The following is a 15,329-nucleotide window of genomic DNA, read 5'->3' as shown; positions in this document are numbered from 1 at the left end:
CTCTTAAGCTTGTGGCGTTTCGGTGTCGACCGGTTCGTCGTTCGCGGCTTCGCTGACGTGACGGCGCGGTGCGGCCGCCACCGGCGCGCGCTTGAACACGTCGGCCAGCGCGCCATTGATGATGCGTTCCTTCAGCACGTCGGTATCCATCAGGAGGTCGAGCAGCGGACCTTCCAGGATCACGTCGCCGCGGCGCTCGATGAAGCCGAGCTTCGACAACAGGCCCAGGTTCATGTCCATGCGGGTCTTCTTGCCCAGCTTGTCGCCGAAGTCGGCGAGCAGCGTCGTGTACGAGATGCCGATCGACGTGTCTTCCGCGCGCGGGATCGGGTTGTCCTTGTCGAACATGTCGGACTGGTCGACGTCGATGGACTGGTGCGTTTCCTGGCGCTGGCGCTTGGGCAGGATGATCTGCGCCCACAGCACCACGAGCAGGGCCACGCCGTCGCGCGTGAGGCCGAAGTTATTGTTCTGCCAGATGTCCTTGGCGCCGAAGATCTTCGGTTCGACGTTGCGGTGCAGGGCCAGCGTGACGTGGTCGGCGTACACGTTGTCGAGGAGCTTCAGGCCGCATTCGAGCAGGCGCTTGTCGATCTCCGCGCGGAACTGGTCGTCGGACAGCGCGCGCTTGACCATCTTGTCGTCGCGGCGCAGGGTCTGGTGCGTGAGCAGTCGCGCGATCAGGATTTGGGCGTCGTCATTCATCTTGCGTCTTGCTTTCCGGGGTGCTCGGTAGATCGAGATTCAGTGAGAGGGTCGCGCGCGAGATGGCCGCGATATGCGGGTCGTCCAGCGCGATCATTTCGTCGGCCGAATCGAAGCGCACCGGCAGGCGCGCCAGTTCGGCGGTCGGGCCCTGCAGGTTGGCCTCGGCCGGATCGCCCAGCAGCGGCAGCAGCGAGGCGCGGTACGATGCGACGGCAAAGCTGGCCGGCAGCAGCGATTCCTGGATCGGCACGCTCTTCGGTGCCCCCTCCGCCATGATGGGGAAGTTGTCCAGGTTGGCGAAATCGGCGAGGCGGCGGATCCAGTCGTCCAGTTCCGCCTGCATCGCCGGGTTGTCGTTGATCGTCATGGCCGCGTCCTCGCCGTTCGGCAGGCCGCCCGGCGCCATGGGCGCGACGCGTTCCATCATGAGTTCCGTCTCGGCCACGTCGATCATCTCGGCCGGCGTCGCGAACAGCGGGACGACCGGGCGGTCGATCGCGTCCTCGGCCAGGCTCGCGAGGTCGTCGTGCGCGAGCAGCCAGCGCTTGATGTCGGTCGTCGACAGGCCCGATTGGCCCAGGTGCACGCGCTGGCGCTCAATCTGGTTCAGCGCGCGCGAGAACATCCCCTGCATGTTCAGGAGCTGCGACTGGGCGCGGCCGATCGCCTGCGCGGCGCGGTGCGTGGCGGAGTCGGCGCGCTCGTCGGACGTGATGGCGCGCAGGATCACGGAGCCCTTCTCGACCCAGTCGCACGCCATGTGCCACTTCGCCTGCGACGCGCGCAGGCGGAATTCGGAGCCGGACGCGATCGCATCGCGGAATTCCTCGTGCAGTTCGACGAGACGGCCCAGCAAATGCTTCAACTGGTCGACAGTGATGCCACCGACGGCCTGCGCACCCGCCACCTGCGACAGCAGGAAGCCCATCTCGGCCTCGTCCTCTTCCGGCTTGCCGAGGGCGAGCAAGGTGTCGAGCGCGGCCAGCACATTGCGCGCGAGCGGCGTGATGCGGTAGACGGCGGCCGGGTTGTCCCACGCGAGCAGGCCGTGCGTGCGCAGGCGGCCCAGCACCGTTTCCAGGCTTTCCGGGATCAGGTAGGCGAACTTCGTGTTGATGTCGGCGCGCGAGAAGGCGGAGTCCATCGCGTCGGACGCGAGCTCGCGCAGCACGAGCAGGCGCACGATGACGCCGTCCTGCGAGCCGTGGAACAGCGCGGTGAACGCCTGCAGCATGGGCTGCGCACGCTTGAGGTGATATACCTGCTCGATCTCGTCCGGCGCCACTCCGTCCTGGAAGTGCGTCTGCAGCGGATCGACAGCGGCGGCTGCCGATTCATCGAGCGCTGGGATTTGGGAGTCGGCGGCGGTTGCTGCCAGGTTGTCGATCATCGTAAGGCTTACCAGTCTGCTGTCGCGCGCGGCCTTCTGGACCACGGGCACGGGGGCGTCAGTATAACAGTTAAGGCTTGGCAACTAATACGGAACGCCCGCGTACGGTTCACAACTGGTGAATATGCAACGGAATCGAAGCGCCGCTTGACTTGCGAACATGACAACATCAGGCGCGCGCCCCTCTGATCCCGACAGCGCGATAATGAACGTTGTGATATTTACATCATCTTCATGAGGAGGAATGCCATGCAACGCACACTTGCGGCCGTAGTTGTGTCCACCTTCCTGGCCGCCTGCCTGACCCCGGCCGCCGTCCTGGCGGCGCCCCTCACCCCGAAGCAGCAGAACGGCATCACCTACGTCAACGGCGGCGTCGGCGATGAAGAGCAGGCCGCGATGAAGGCCCAGCGCACCGACTACAACCTGCTGCTGACCTTCGCCACCAAGCAGAGCGGTGCCTACCGCTCCGACGTCCAGCTCGATATCGCGGATGCCAAGGGCGCCAACCTGGTGACCGCGGCGAATACGGGGCCGATGTTCTTTGCCAGACTGCCGGCGGGCACGTATCGGATCAGCGCGGCGGCGGAGGGCAAGACGTTCAAACGGACCGTCAAGGTGGGCAGCGCGCCCAAGGAGATCGTGCTGCATTGGGAAAACGACAATCCGGATGATCCGGGGCCGCAGGACTAAGCTTTCTCTATAAAACGAGCCCGGAACCAGCATCCGGGCTGAATCCTCAAACCTTCGTCCCCCTTTCCCGCAACTGAGGGCGAAGTCGAAAGTTATCTGCCACGACACCAACAAGAACGACGGTGTTTAACGTGCTGAGCGCATCATTCCCGAGGTAGTGCCAGAACGCCCAGGCGACCAGGGAGACCCCGGCACCTGTAGTGAGCAATAACAGCGAGTCTTTCATTTGAAATTCTCGTAGAGCTTATCGTATTTCCGGCCCGAGACGCTTGGGTCATAAATGCCCGGCCTTCGGTGCAATCCAGTCTTTGTGGGCTGAGTCTTGGGATTCGCCCTTGATACCATCGATCTGAAGATAAGCGTCCACTGCCATGATGCCTCCGTTGTTGATTGAACAAGTGATGCATTCTTGCTCGTCTTCTTACCAACAACGTTGGTTAGTGTCAGTACATCCAGCCACACAAAAAGTCTGACAGGCTCATTGAAGGGCTGATTTGGGTCGGATGGAGACTTAAGGCCGGTCCAGCATCACGCCCGCCAGCCGCTCGACCAGCGCATCCATCCGCTCCACCGGCACCTGCGCATACCCGAGCAGCAGCCCGTTGACCGGCGCCCCACCGGGCACCGCATGCGCCGACAACGCATTCACGACGATTCCCTGCGCCCGCGCGCGCCGCACGATCTCCACGTCCGCAATGCCATCGGCGGGCAGGCGCAGCGCCAGATGCATCCCGGCCGAAGCCCCTTCGACGACAGCGTGACTGCCCACGTGCCGCCCGAGCGCCTCGACCAGCGCATCCCGCCGCTGCCGATACAGCCGCCGCATCCGCCGCAAATGCAGCGCGAACTCGCCGCTGCGTAAAAATTCCGCCAGCGCCAGCTGCTCCGCCGTCCGCCCCGCTGCTGCCGACTGCGCGCGCATGACGGCCAGTTGCGGCGCCAGCCCGGCCGGCACGACGACGAACCCGATGCGCAGCGCCGGAAACATCGTCTTGCTGAACGTGCCGCAGTACAGCACGGGCGCATCCGGCACGAGACCCTGCATCGCCGCCAGCGGCGGGCCTTCGTGGCGGAACTCGCTGTCGTAGTCGTCCTCGACGATCAGCGCGCCGGCCGCACGCGCGCCATCGATCAGCGCCAGGCGCCGCGCCGCCGACGTCACCACGCCGATGGGGTACTGGTGCGACGGCGTCGTGTAGATCAGCTTCGGGCGGCGCACGCTCCAGTCGTGAAGAGACGGCGCCATGCCCTCCCCATCCACGGCGATGCCCTCGACGACGAGACCGGCACCCCGGAACGCGGCCAGTGCGCCGCCGTAGCCGGGATTCTCGATCCAGGCGATGTCGCCTGCGTCCGCACAGGCGTGGGCGCACAGGTCGAGGCTCGCCTGCGTGCCGTCCGTGATGAAGACCTGGCCCGGCTCGCACACGACGCCGCGCGACGCGCGCAGGTAGTCCGCGATCGCGGTGCGCAGCGCGGACTCGCCGGCCGGGTCGCCGTAGTTCAGCTGATCAAAGGACAGGCCGCGCCAGGCGCGGTCCAGCAGGCGGCGCCACTGCGCCAGCGGGAAGGCGCGCAAATCGGGCACGCCGGGCGTGAACGGCAGCGCGACACTGGCGGTGCCGTTCACGGTGCGCAGGTTCTGCGCGCGGCGCGCGAGGCCCGCCTGCGGCACGTCGGCGCTGCGCCGGCGCGGCGCGGGGGCGATGCCGGCGACCACGGTGCCGCGCCGGTCCGGGATGACGAAGCCTTCGCACGCCAGCTGCTCGTACGCGTACAGCACCGTGTTGCGGGCGATGCCCAGTTCCTGCGCGAGCGCTCGCGTGGCGAGCAAGCGCGTGCCGGCCGCCAGGGTGCCGTCGCGGATCGCGGCGCGCAGGCATTCGTGCAGCAGGCGCTGGCGCGGCCAGGCATGTCGGGCGTGGTCGCGGCCGAAGGCGTCCAGCAGCAGGGAATAATCCATCGTGGCTCCATGAAATTGCACGGCCCTGGATCTGTTGCTGGAGCCATCCCGGCCATTATAGTGCGGCTTCCACCCACATTATCGAGGCCAATGAACACTGCTCCTTCCTCCCGCACCCAGGTCAAGCGCGGCGCATCCAAGGCGTCCTACGATCCCGCCCTGCTGCATGCCATCGTCGACGCCGCGTATGTTTGCCACGTCGCCTTCGCCGACGCACACGGCACGCATTGCATCCCCACCGCCTGCTGGCGCAGCGGCGACTACCTGTACATCCACGGGTCGAACGGCAGCCGCATGCTGCAGCGCCTGACGGAGCAGGATTGCTGCGTGACGATCACGCACGTGGACGGCCTCGTGCTGGCACGCTCCGCGTTCAATCATTCGATGAACTACCGCAGCGCGATGGTCTACGGCCGCTTCGAGATCGTCGCGGAAGACGCCAAGCGCCAGACCCTGGTCGACTTCATGGAGCACCTCGCGCCGGGCCGGCAGGCGGAGATCCGCCCGGGGAACGACAAGGAATTCGCGGCGACGACCGTGATGCGCATCGCGCTCGCCGAGGCCGCGTGCAAGGTGCGCACCGGCCCGCCCGACGACGACGCGGAAGACATGCACATCGCCGCGTGGGCCGGCGTGCTGCCGCTCGGCGCGGCGCGCGGGACGCCTGTCCCGGACGCGTACTGCGCCCAGCCGGCGCCGGCCTATGTGAAGGACTGGGCTACTTCTTGACGATGCGTTCGAGCGTCTGCTCGACGTAGTCGCGATCGTTGTCGGTGAAGCGCAGCTTGACCGGATACCACTCGTGGCCGGGCGCCAGCCAGATGTCGAGCGACTGGTCTCTGGAACCCGGCGGCGGCGCGCGCATCACGTGCACGGCATCCACTTCGCCCAGCGACGCGCCGGCCTGCACCTTCTCGCGGCCCACGACGCGGAACGTCCACGGGTCCGCGTCGCGCGGGCCGATGACGAAGAACTGCCATTCCGACCCCGGCTTGAATTTGTCCTTCGCGGCGCGCGCGACCGCCACCAGCTGCCACGAGACGGACACGCGGTCCTGCTCGCCGCCCTTGATCGGATACGTCTTGTCGCCGTCGCTGAACGTGATGGTCTTGCCGTCGCGGTCGAAGGTGGCCGTCGTCGGGTCCTTGCGGAAGCGCTTGTCGAAGTACTCCGTCGGTGCGAGGCCCCAGTTGTCGACGATGCCCGTGCTGCGGTTTTCCGTCAGCTTGCCCAACAGCGCCACGCGCGACTCGGCGCTGATGGCGTATTTGCTGTCGTTGACGCGCCAGGTGAGCGTCGCATCGCCGCTCAGGTTGAAGCCGCGCTGGCGCGCGCCGATGGAATAGGTCAGGTCGGCCGACGGCGGCAGGTCAAACGGGCGCTTGATGGCGGGATGTTCTTCCGCCGCGACCGCAGGGCCGCCCAGCACGGTCATCAATACTGCCCCTGCGCCTGCCATCTTCAAAACATTTTTCATTATCAGCTTCCTGCTTGTTGAATCACGATTTTGCTCGCGGTCTGGGTCGTCACCGCCCCACTCGCCTCGACATTGCGGATCTGTACCGGATACCAGCCATAGGCCGGCGCCAGCCAGAGTTCCAGGCGCGAATTGTACGAGCCGGGTTTCGGTGGACGCACGAAATGCCATGTGGCGATGCGCCCCAGCGGCGTGTCGAGCTGTTCCTGTCCGGCCACCGTAAAGGTGAAAACGCTTGCGTCGCGGTCTTCGCCGACAAGGATGTCTATATTTCCCGACAATTGTTTCGAATCACCGCGCGCGATGGCCGCCAACTGCAGCGGCACGCTGGCTTTATCCTGCGCGCCCGGCACGAGCGGATACTTCGCGCCGGATGCCGAAAACGTCAGCGTGCCCTCCTGGCGATTGAAATGTGTCGCCGTCATGGCGCGTCCGCGCCGCTTCTCCGTCATCAAGGTGGGGACGAATCCTTCGTCTCCAACCGTGCCCTCGCTCGTGAGGGTGAGCAGGTTCACGTGCGCGAACACGACGCGGATGCCGGCCTCGATCTTCACGCGGTAGCTGGACGGCGTCACCCGCCACGACAGCTGCGCGTCGCCGCTCCACTTCGTGCCGTTCGCATCCGTGCGCGCGACGTCGAGCGTGATGTCGGCCGAAGGCGGCACGTCGACCTTGTAACGGCGCGCTTCCGGCGCGGCCGGCTGGGGCTTCGGTGCCGCTTCCTGCCGGACCGGCGCCTGGGGTGCCGCGTCCTGTGCCGGGGATTGTACGGGGTCCGCGCCGGCGGCGGCGCCACCCTGCCCCGTTTGCTGTCCCGCGGCGTCGGCAGCGGCGAGACCGTCCGATTCCGGCGTCAACGCCGCATCGGGCCGACCGGGCGGTGGCGCCGCGGGCACCACGGGCTCCGGATCGATCTCGGGCAACGGCGGCTGCTCCAGCGCCGGCTGCGGTGGCGGCACGGGCGGCAGTGGGCGCGGCTGCGGCGCCTCGACCAGCTCGGCCGTCAGGGACGCGGAGCCCGTGCGGGCGGACGGGTCGGGCACGTGGCCCATCTGGCGCGCGAACCAGACGAACACGAGCACATGCAACAGGACCGTGAGCGCGCCCAGCACGAGTTGCCGGCGGCGTCGGGTCGTGGCGTATGCAGGGCTCATCCGCCTAGTGTAGCCGGTCCGCCCGCGCACTGCCCGCCTGCGCTTCCAACGATGTCTATGTCGGCTCTTATTTATCTGTTACGCTAGCGGCCACCAACCAGGGAGACCACCATGCTGAAACCCTCCGCACCCGCCATGCCTGGCGTGACGGACACGCTGGAATTCGTCAAGAACCTGTGGGGATCCATGCAGATCCCCGGCACCGGTATGCCCGGCATACCCGGCATGTCGGGGATGGCTGGCATCGCCGCACCGCCGATGTCGACCGAGGACCTGGACAAGCGCATCGCCGACCTCAAGGCGGTCGAGTCCTGGCTGAACCTGAACCTGTCCATGCTGCGCGGGACCATCCAGGCCCTCGAAGTGCAGCGCGGCACGCTGATGACGCTGAAGACGATGGGCGCCTCGATGGCCGAAGCGATGCGCCAGTCCGGCGTCAGCGCGGAAAAAATGGCGTCGATGCCGTTCCCGCCCTTCTTCGGTGCGCAGGGCCAGTCGGGCGCCGCTGCCAAGCCGGCAACGCCGGCCGCGAAGACGGATGCTCCCAGGGCGCCGGATGCCGCCGCGGCGGGCAGCGGCGGCACGGCTCAGCCGGGCACGGCCGCGCCTCAGGCCGCCGGCGCGACGGACGCACCGGGCAACCCGGCGGCGGCGGCGATGCCGGCTGCCGTCGCATGGTGGAACATGTTGCAGGAACAATTTACGCAGGCGGTCGCCAACGCGATGACGCCGAGCGCCGCAGCGCCGGCAGCGCCCGCGAAGGAGGCAGGCCGGGCGCCGAAAGCGGAAGCGCCCAAGGACGCGCCGAAGGTGCAGCCGCCTGCGCCGAACGGCGGCAATGGCGGCAACGGCAAGGCGCGGACCAGCCGGTCGAAGACCGACAAGACCTGACGTCCTGCCCGGCCGTCAGCCGAGCTCGAACGGCAGCTTGCGCAAGCGCTTGCCCGTGAGCTGGAAGATGGCGTTGGCGAAGGCCGGCGCCAGCGGCGGCAAGCCCGGCTCGCCCATGCCGGTGGGCGGCTCGGTGGACGGCACGATGAACACGTCCACATGCGGCATGTCGGGCAGGCGCGCCACCGTGTAGTCGTTGAAATTCCCCTGCTCGACGACGCCGTCCCTGAACGTGATGGCGGCGCCGGGCAACGTGGTGCCGAGGGCTGCCAGCACGGCGCCCTGCACCTGCGCCTCGATCGACAGCGGATTGACGGCCAGGTTGCAATGCACCCCGGCCGTGACCTTGTGCAGCTTCGGCACGCCCTGCTCGACCGACGCCTCGACCACGTAGGCCACCACACTGCCGGACATGCCGTGCACGGCCACGCCCCAGGCACGGCCCTCGGCCAACTGCTTCTTGCCGTAGCCGGACTTCTGCACGGCCAGGTCGAGCGCCGCCACGTGGCGCGGGCGTTTATCACCCAGCAGCTTGCGCCGGTACGCGACCGGATCGGCGCCGGCCGCGTGCGCCACTTCGTCCACCAGGGTCTCCATGACGAACGCCGTGTGGTTCGATGCCGACCCGCGCCACCACAGCACCGGCACGTTCGCCTTCGGATGATGCACCGTCAGCTTGACCGGCAATGCATACGCCTCGGCGATGCCCTCGGTCGTCGTGGAATCCACGCCGTTCTTGATGAGCACCGATTCGAACGGCGTGCCCGTGCTGATCGCCTGGCCGACGATGACGTGGTTCCACGCCACGACGTCGCCGTTCCCATCGAGCCCGATGTCGACCTTGTGCACGTGCGCGGGGCGATAGTAGCCGCCCTTGATGTCGTCCTCGCGGCTCCAGATGATTTTCACGGGGCCGCGTCCGTACGCCTTCGCGACGTTCACCGCTTCGACCAGGTCGTCCGACGTGGTCACGCCGCGGCGGCCGAAACCGCCGCCCGACATCATCGTGTGCAACGAGACCTGCGTGAGCTTGAGCCCCGCGGCGGCGGCGACGGCGGTCTGGTCGAACGTCTGGAACTGCACACCCGCCCACACCGAGCAGCGATCTGCGTGGAGGTCGACCACGCAGTTGACCGGTTCCATCGGCGCATGTGCCAGGTAAGGAAATTCGTAGACGGCCGAGATCGACGTAGCCGCCAGCGCCGGCGTGGCGGCAAGCGCGCGGTAATCGCGCAATTGGCGGCCCGAATCAAGCTTGTCGACCGCACCGGTGTCCCAGTCGATCACGAGCGCATCGCGCCCCTGCTTCGCCTGCCAGTAACCGTCCGCGATCACGGCCACGCCGCGCCCGCCGCTGCCGGCCGCCACCTCGACCACGTCCACCACGCCCTTGATGGCCCTGGCCCTGGCGGCATCGAGGCTGCGCACCCGGGCGCCGAACACGGGCGGACGCGCGACCACGGCCACCTTCATGCCGGGCAGGGAAAAGTCGATGCCGAACTGCTGCTTGCCGCTCGATTTCGCGCGCGCATCCAGGCGTCCGGTCGGCTTACCGATGCGCTGGAAATCGTTCGCGTCCTTCAGTTGGACGGTCGCCGGCACCGGCAGCTTCATGGCCGCATCGGCCAGCGCGCCGTAGCGCGCCTTGCGGCCGCCGGGGCCGATGACCGTGCCCGCCGACGTGGTGCACGACGCCGGCGCGACCTGCCACCGCTCGGCCGCGGCGGCGACCAGCATCGCGCGGGCGCGCGCGCCGATCTCGCGGTAATGCGTGAACGAATGCGCCACCGAGATCGAACTGCCGGTCATCTGGATGCCGAACAGCGGATCCTTGTAGGCGTCGCCCGCCGGTGCCAGTTCGGCGCGCACGCGCGACCAGTCGGCGTCGAGCTCCTCGGCGACCAGCATCGGCAGCGCCGTGTGGACGCCCTGGCCGAATTCGAGCCGGTCGACCATCACGGTGACGGTGTCGTCGGGCGCGATGTGCAGGAAGGCGTTCGGTGCCGGTGCGGCTGCGCGGCCGGGGACAGGCAGCATAAAGCCGAGCACGAGCCCGCCGGCGGACTTGAGGAAGCCGCGGCGGGTCACCGCCGCGTGGGTGGTCCGTTCGATGCGCACGTCGCTCTCCGCTGTAATCAAAGGCAAATTTTCACACGGCGGGCAGTGCCGCCGGGATTATGATTTTCACTAGACCGTGTAGCGAATTACGCCACGTCAGTCAAACAACAACCAACTAGAATTGAAAATTGCGTGGAAGCCCATTGCAGAGAACAATCCATAACGCAGGCGGAAGTAACTCAGGACAACTCCCGTAATGATCTGCGAAGAGACGACGAACACTGTCAGGCACCCAAGCCAACCATTGGTGGTCGCAATCGTAAAATTGCCAAGGTGAGCAAGGCCAAACGCAACCGCATTCCCCCACACGATCAGGCGATATCGAGTCAGGAAGGCACGTCCTCGCGCCATGCGTAGAGAAAATTTTCTCGCATCATCGAGGTGTCGCCGGCGAACGTGATCGACGAACATCACAGCCGCAACAACGCCAAGCAGGACGAGCGAGACCTGCCAGTTCCCGATGAAGAGGGGTATCAGCACAGGCTGCACCGCGAGTGTCGCGGTCGCACTGCGCAGGCCAGCCCGAAAGACCAGTTCCTCGAGCAGCGGGGCGACCACCACCGACGCAAACGCCATGCGGGCGCCCGACCAATCCAGCGTCGATGTCACGCCGAGCAGCTTGGTCAGCCCAAGCAGTATCGGTGAAAGCACGATCGCAAACGACACCAGATATGCAAGCAATATGACCGCCAGGCGCCAGATCAGGCCGGACATGCCGACGTCGGCAGGGTGCCGACGTGTTGGACGCCAACAGAAACGTGCCAACTGACTCAATTCGGCACGAATCTTCGGCGTCCATTCGCTGGTAACGGAGCGCGCACCCGACAACTACACCACCTCGTCGACCACGCCACTCTCCGCCACCGGCTGCAGCTGCGCCAACTGCTCCATCAACTGCGCGAAGCGCTGCTGCCCCGGCAGCAGGCGGTCGACGTGGTGCAGCACCTCGTACGCCTCGCTCGATAACGCGGTGTCGTAGCCATGCTGCTGCATGTGCGAGACGAGGATCTGGGCCGCGTTGAACAGGATACGCTGGTTGTTCGGCACCTTTTTTCGTGCCTGGCGCATCCACTCGACGGCATCCTTCAGCTTGCCCGTCTTCCACAGCAGCACGCCCTGATTCATCAGGTCCGTCGCTTCCTTCTTGGAGACGCGGATGAACTCCAGGCCCTCGTCGCCGAGGCGCGCCTTGTCGAAGATTTTCTGCACCTCGTCGAGCAGCAGCGGGTTGTCGTGGTTGTTGCGGATGACGTAGCACAGCAGCTCCACCGGCGCATCCTTCACGCCCACCGCGAACAGCAGCGTGGCCAGTTCCAGGCAGGTCGGGATGTCGGGCCGGGCCTCGGTCGCATTGAGCAGGGCTTCCAGCTCGTCGCCGGCCTTGCGCGCGCGCCGGTAGTCGCCGCTCTCGTGGTAGACGAGGCCTTCGGTGATCTTGGAGCGCAGCGCGATGTCCGGATGGTCGGCGGCGAACTCGCGCTGGACCTGCAGCAGCAGCCGCAGCGCTTCCTTCGCATCGTTCTTCTGGCCGCACACGCGTGCGAGGCCGAGGTAGGCGTCGGGCGTCTTCATGATGGAGTATTCGCCGATCAGGATGCACTTGCGGAAGGCCTGCTCGGCCATCTGCACGTTGCCCACCTTGAGCGCCACGTTGCCGAGATTGCGCTGGCGCGGCACGGAATTCGGCGACAGTTTCGCTGCCCGCTCGAGGATCGCGCACGCCTCGTCCAGCTTGCCCAGGTTCTGATAAGTCAGCGCGAGCTGGTCGTACGCGTCGATGTAATAGCGGTTCTCCGCGATCACGCTCTGGAACGCCTGCCGCGCCTGTTCGAATTCGCCGTTGGCCATGCGGATCTTGGCGATGCCGGCGCGCGCCCACTGGTATTCGCGCTGCTCCAGCACGCGCTCGTACACCTCGCGCGCCTTCACCGGTTCGCCGCTCTTTTCCATCAGCTTGGCCTTCATGCGCAGCAGGTCGATCTCGTGCGCCTTGTGGCCTTCGATGGCGGCATCGCACAGGCGCGCCGCGCGCAGGTAGTCCTTCTCGGCATAGGCCTGGTCGATGAGGCGGAAGATCTGCTTCTTGTGCCACACGCGGTTCAGGCGCGTGAGCAGCACGCCTTCCGTGATCGGCTTGATCAGGTAGGCGTCCGGCTGGTGCTCGGCCGCGCCCATCACGGACTCCACGCTCTTTTCGGCCGACACCATCAGCCACACGGTGCTCGGATTGACGAGGTTGCGCACGCGCGCTTCCTCCAGCACCTGCTGGCCGTTCTTGCCGTCGCCCAGGTTGTAGTCGCACAGGACGACGTCGTAGCGGATGCGCGCCAGCAGGCCCATCGCCTCGCCGCCGGACGACGCCTGGTCGATGTTCTTCGCGCCCAGGCTGCGCAGGGCTTCGCGCAGCAGCTGGCGCACGCCGACGAAGTCGTCGACGACGAGGTAGTTCTTGTCGGCCCAGTCGATCTCGTTGACGGCCTTGGCGGAAGCGTTCATGGCAGGTTCAGGATGAAGCAGCCGCCGCCGTAGCGGCCGCCGTTTTCCAGGCGGAGCAGGCCGCGCCGCTCGCGGTGCTGGTGCATGCGCGCGACTTCGCTGGAAAAATACAGGCCCAGGCCCGCGCTGTTGGTCAGGAAGTTCATGCCGCCCGCCGTTTCACGGGTGGCGATCGCGCCGGCCTTCAGCAGCGCCGGCGGATAACCGGGACCGTTGTCTTCCACGCGCAGTTCGAGCCAGTTGTCGTCGGTGACGCGAATCGCGAGCCGCACCGTGTCGCACGTGTAGTGGATGGCGTTGTTGATCGCATGCGACAGCACGCCCACGATCAGGTCTTCGTCGAAATGCCAGACGAGGTCCGCGTCGTAATCGAGTTCCAGCTTCAGGCCGCGCGACTTCAGCAGCACGCGCTCCAGCGCCACCACCTGGTCGACCAGCTGACCCAGCTCGAGCGGCTGCACGTCGAACGGGTACGCGGGCGTGCCCACCTGCTTGTACAGCGCGAGTAGCTGCATCAGGTTGTCGTTCAGGCGCTTCGTCTGGTACAGCATGTGCGCCATCTGCGGGTACGCCGATTCCGTCTGCGGAGATGCGTCGACAAGAAGCCGCTCCAGCGTCCCGGACAGGACGCTGATCGAATTCTTCATGTCATGCGCGGTCGAGGCGAGAAACAGCGAGAGCTCGGGCGCGTCGGGGGTGTCGTCCATGGCTGGATCATGTGTGAAATGTTGCTTGGCACACATTATACCTTTGAAACTTTCGGTTGCCCGAAAGAAATCAATTTTCTGGCTGCGGACCCCGCGGGGCGCGGCGTGCGCGCAACACGAAGCGGGCCGGATCGAGGGCGTCGACCAGGCTGGACTCCAATGGCAGCGGCTCGCCTTCGATCTGGGCGGCCAACAGCTCGGCCGCAAAACCGGCCCAGATCAGGCCGCGCGACGCATAGCCGAGCAGTCCATACAGCCCCGGATGGCGCGGCACGTCGCGCAGGCGCTCGGTGGTGCCGGCGGCGTCGAAATCCGGCAGGCGGCCGACGAGCGGCAGGCGGTCCGGCGCCACGCAGCGAAAGCCCACGCGCCCCGCCAGCGGCGCATCCTCCGCCGCATGGGGATCCGACAACAGGCCGCGCAGGCGTTCCAGGTTTTCCGCGTGGCTCGCGGGCGACAGCGCGGGATTCGGATCGGCGTCGTAGGTCGCGCCCGCGCTGCACACGCCCCCGGACGGCGGCGTCAGATACGCCTCGCGGCACAACACGACGGGCAGTTTCGGCACCATGTCGGCCGGCACGTGCGACACCTGCCCGCGCAGCATCGTCAATGGCAGCGGCGCGGCCTGCGGCACCTGCGCGGCGCCGGCGCCGTTGGCGAGGATCAGGTTCGGCGCCCGTGCGACCACGATGCCGTGCTCGTTCGTCAGGTGCCACTGCTCGCCGTCGCGTTCGATGCGCACGTCGCCCACGCCGAATTTGCGCTCCAGGCGCCCGCCGCACGCATCCAGCATCGCCGCGCACACGCTGCCGGGCCGCGCCCAGCCGGCGCCGCGGAACAGCCAGCCGCCGTCCGGCGCCGGCAGGCCGCCGAGCAGCGCTTCCGCCTCCGGGCGTTCCAGCCACTCGGCGAAATCGGGCGGCAGCGACGTATCGGCGGCGATGGCGCGCTGCACGTCCGCGTGGCCGGCGTCGCGCGCCAGCTGCAGCACGCCGCACTTGTCGCCCTCGATCGCGCGGCCGATGCCGCCCAGGCGCTCCCAGTGGCGCAGCGCGTACAGGTAGGCGGCGCGCGTCAGGCGCGTGGGTACGTTGTCGTCCTTCGACAGCAGCGGCATGAAGATGCCGGCGCGGTTGCCCGACGCTTCCATCGCGGGCTGCGGCTGGCGGTCGACGACCGTCACCTGCCAGCCGCGCGCGCACAGGCGCTCGGCCGCCGCGGAACCGGCGATGCCGGCACCGAGCACGATGGCGCGGCGTTCGGGCGCCGGCGGTGCGGGCGGACGCGGTTTGCGGCTGGCGAAACGGGCATGGCGGCCGTCCGCGTCGAATACAAAGCCTTGCGCCGTCAACGCGGCGGCCTGGTCTTGCGTGAGGCCTTGCGCCTGCAGGCAGGCGTCCTGCGCGGCCACGCGCGCGACGTGGCGCGCGAAGTCCGTGCCTGCGTGTTCGATGTCGTGCAGGCGGAACATGTCGACGCGCGCCGTCAGCTGGGCCAGCGCGTCCGTCAGCGGTGCGCTGATCAGGTCCAGCGTGACGCCCGGCTCCGCCTGCAGCATGCGGTGGAAGCCCGGCATCAGGTGGTCGCACAGGGCGATGATGTGAAGATTGGGAGAACGGTGCGGATCGGTGCGCCAGACGTCCGTCAGGACGCGAACCGCGGCGCCGTCGCCGTAATGCGAATCGAAGACGGTATAGCGGGCCCGGGTGCACCAGCAGGCGCGATAGTCCAT

General features: G+C 67.2%; 14 protein-coding genes and 1 pseudogene. 3 read left to right on the top strand and 12 right to left on the bottom strand.

Annotated features, from left to right (window positions below):
• Positions 1-3 precede the first annotated feature (3 nt).
• Positions 4-705 carry a hypothetical protein gene (locus tag ASD28_RS09990; protein WP_056126793.1) on the bottom strand — a complete coding sequence of 234 codons (702 nt, stop codon included), beginning with the start codon at positions 703-705 and terminating at the stop codon, positions 4-6.
• Positions 698-2,098 carry a hypothetical protein gene (locus tag ASD28_RS09985; RefSeq protein ID WP_200949005.1) on the bottom strand — a complete coding sequence of 467 codons (1,401 nt, stop codon included), beginning with the start codon at positions 2,096-2,098 and terminating at the stop codon, positions 698-700. Before ASD28_RS09985 ends, ASD28_RS09990 begins: the two co-directional genes overlap by 8 nt.
• A gap of 249 nt (positions 2,099-2,347) precedes the next feature.
• Between ASD28_RS09985 and ASD28_RS09980 the strand changes: the two genes are divergently transcribed.
• On the top strand, positions 2,348-2,791 hold the full coding sequence (locus tag ASD28_RS09980) for a hypothetical protein (protein WP_156403947.1): 444 nt from the start codon (positions 2,348-2,350) through the stop codon (positions 2,789-2,791).
• 46 nt (positions 2,792-2,837) lie between these two features.
• Here the strand turns inward: ASD28_RS09980 and ASD28_RS09975 are convergent, their stop codons facing one another.
• The 3 genes and pseudogenes from ASD28_RS09975 to ASD28_RS09970 all read right to left on the bottom strand — a co-directional run bounded on the left by ASD28_RS09975 (position 2,838) and on the right by ASD28_RS09970 (position 4,754).
• A complete protein-coding gene (locus ASD28_RS09975) occupies positions 2,838-3,017 on the bottom strand; it encodes a hypothetical protein (RefSeq protein ID WP_056126791.1) in 180 nt (59 codons plus the stop codon).
• A 60-nt stretch (positions 3,018-3,077) separates the two neighbouring features.
• A pseudogene (locus tag ASD28_RS30965) lies at positions 3,078-3,164 on the bottom strand (type VI secretion system tube protein Hcp); the annotation flags it as partial.
• A gap of 138 nt (positions 3,165-3,302) precedes the next feature.
• Positions 3,303-4,754: a PLP-dependent aminotransferase family protein gene (locus ASD28_RS09970; protein WP_056126790.1), complete on the bottom strand. Its 1,452-nt coding sequence runs from the start codon at positions 4,752-4,754 to the stop codon at positions 3,303-3,305.
• Between the two features lie 90 nt (positions 4,755-4,844).
• Here ASD28_RS09970 and ASD28_RS09965 point away from each other — a divergent pair, with 90 nt between their 5' ends.
• Complete coding sequence (locus ASD28_RS09965) at positions 4,845-5,483, top strand: pyridoxamine 5'-phosphate oxidase family protein (protein WP_056126789.1); 639 nt, start codon at positions 4,845-4,847, stop codon at positions 5,481-5,483.
• On the opposite strand, the gene ASD28_RS09960 is transcribed toward ASD28_RS09965, so the two are convergent.
• Together ASD28_RS09960 and ASD28_RS09955 are read right to left on the bottom strand one after the other, a co-directional pair.
• Positions 5,473-6,231 (bottom strand): DUF3108 domain-containing protein, encoded by a 759-nt coding sequence (locus ASD28_RS09960; RefSeq protein WP_056126788.1) that lies wholly within the window; start codon positions 6,229-6,231, stop codon positions 5,473-5,475. The genes ASD28_RS09965 and ASD28_RS09960 overlap by 11 nt on opposite strands.
• Before the next feature lie 2 nt (positions 6,232-6,233).
• On the bottom strand, positions 6,234-7,385 hold the full coding sequence (locus ASD28_RS09955) for a DUF3108 domain-containing protein (protein ID WP_056126787.1): 1,152 nt from the start codon (positions 7,383-7,385) through the stop codon (positions 6,234-6,236).
• A gap of 111 nt (positions 7,386-7,496) precedes the next feature.
• On the opposite strand from ASD28_RS09955, the gene ASD28_RS09950 reads away from it, so the two are divergent.
• The gene (locus tag ASD28_RS09950) at positions 7,497-8,276 is read left to right on the top strand and encodes a PhaM family polyhydroxyalkanoate granule multifunctional regulatory protein (protein WP_056126786.1); all 780 of its coding nucleotides are present in this window, start codon (positions 7,497-7,499) and stop codon (positions 8,274-8,276) included.
• 15 nt (positions 8,277-8,291) lie between these two features.
• Here the strand turns inward: ASD28_RS09950 and ASD28_RS09945 are convergent, their stop codons facing one another.
• From ASD28_RS09945 to mnmC, 5 genes are all read right to left on the bottom strand, one after another.
• Entirely contained in the window at positions 8,292-10,394 is a 2,103-nt protein-coding gene (locus tag ASD28_RS09945) for a molybdopterin cofactor-binding domain-containing protein (RefSeq protein ID WP_373994811.1), read from the bottom strand.
• 96 nt (positions 10,395-10,490) lie between these two features.
• A complete protein-coding gene (locus tag ASD28_RS09940; RefSeq protein WP_056126784.1) occupies positions 10,491-11,108 on the bottom strand; it encodes a type II CAAX prenyl endopeptidase Rce1 family protein in 618 nt (205 codons plus the stop codon).
• A 114-nt stretch (positions 11,109-11,222) separates the two neighbouring features.
• Entirely contained in the window at positions 11,223-12,890 is a 1,668-nt protein-coding gene (locus tag ASD28_RS09935) for a tetratricopeptide repeat-containing response regulator (RefSeq protein WP_056126783.1), read from the bottom strand.
• Entirely contained in the window at positions 12,887-13,597 is a 711-nt protein-coding gene (locus tag ASD28_RS09930) for a sensor histidine kinase KdpD (RefSeq protein WP_056126782.1), read from the bottom strand. Before ASD28_RS09930 ends, ASD28_RS09935 begins: the two co-directional genes overlap by 4 nt.
• A gap of 70 nt (positions 13,598-13,667) precedes the next feature.
• A complete protein-coding gene (gene mnmC / locus ASD28_RS09925; protein WP_056126781.1) occupies positions 13,668-15,329 on the bottom strand; it encodes an FAD-dependent 5-carboxymethylaminomethyl-2-thiouridine(34) oxidoreductase MnmC in 1,662 nt (553 codons plus the stop codon).

It is taken from the genome of Massilia sp. Root133 (assembly GCF_001426525.1).
In the GTDB taxonomy this organism is placed as follows: Bacteria; Pseudomonadota; Gammaproteobacteria; order Burkholderiales; family Burkholderiaceae_D; genus Telluria; species Telluria orientalis.
This window is presented reverse-complemented; position numbering and strand designations above follow the sequence as displayed.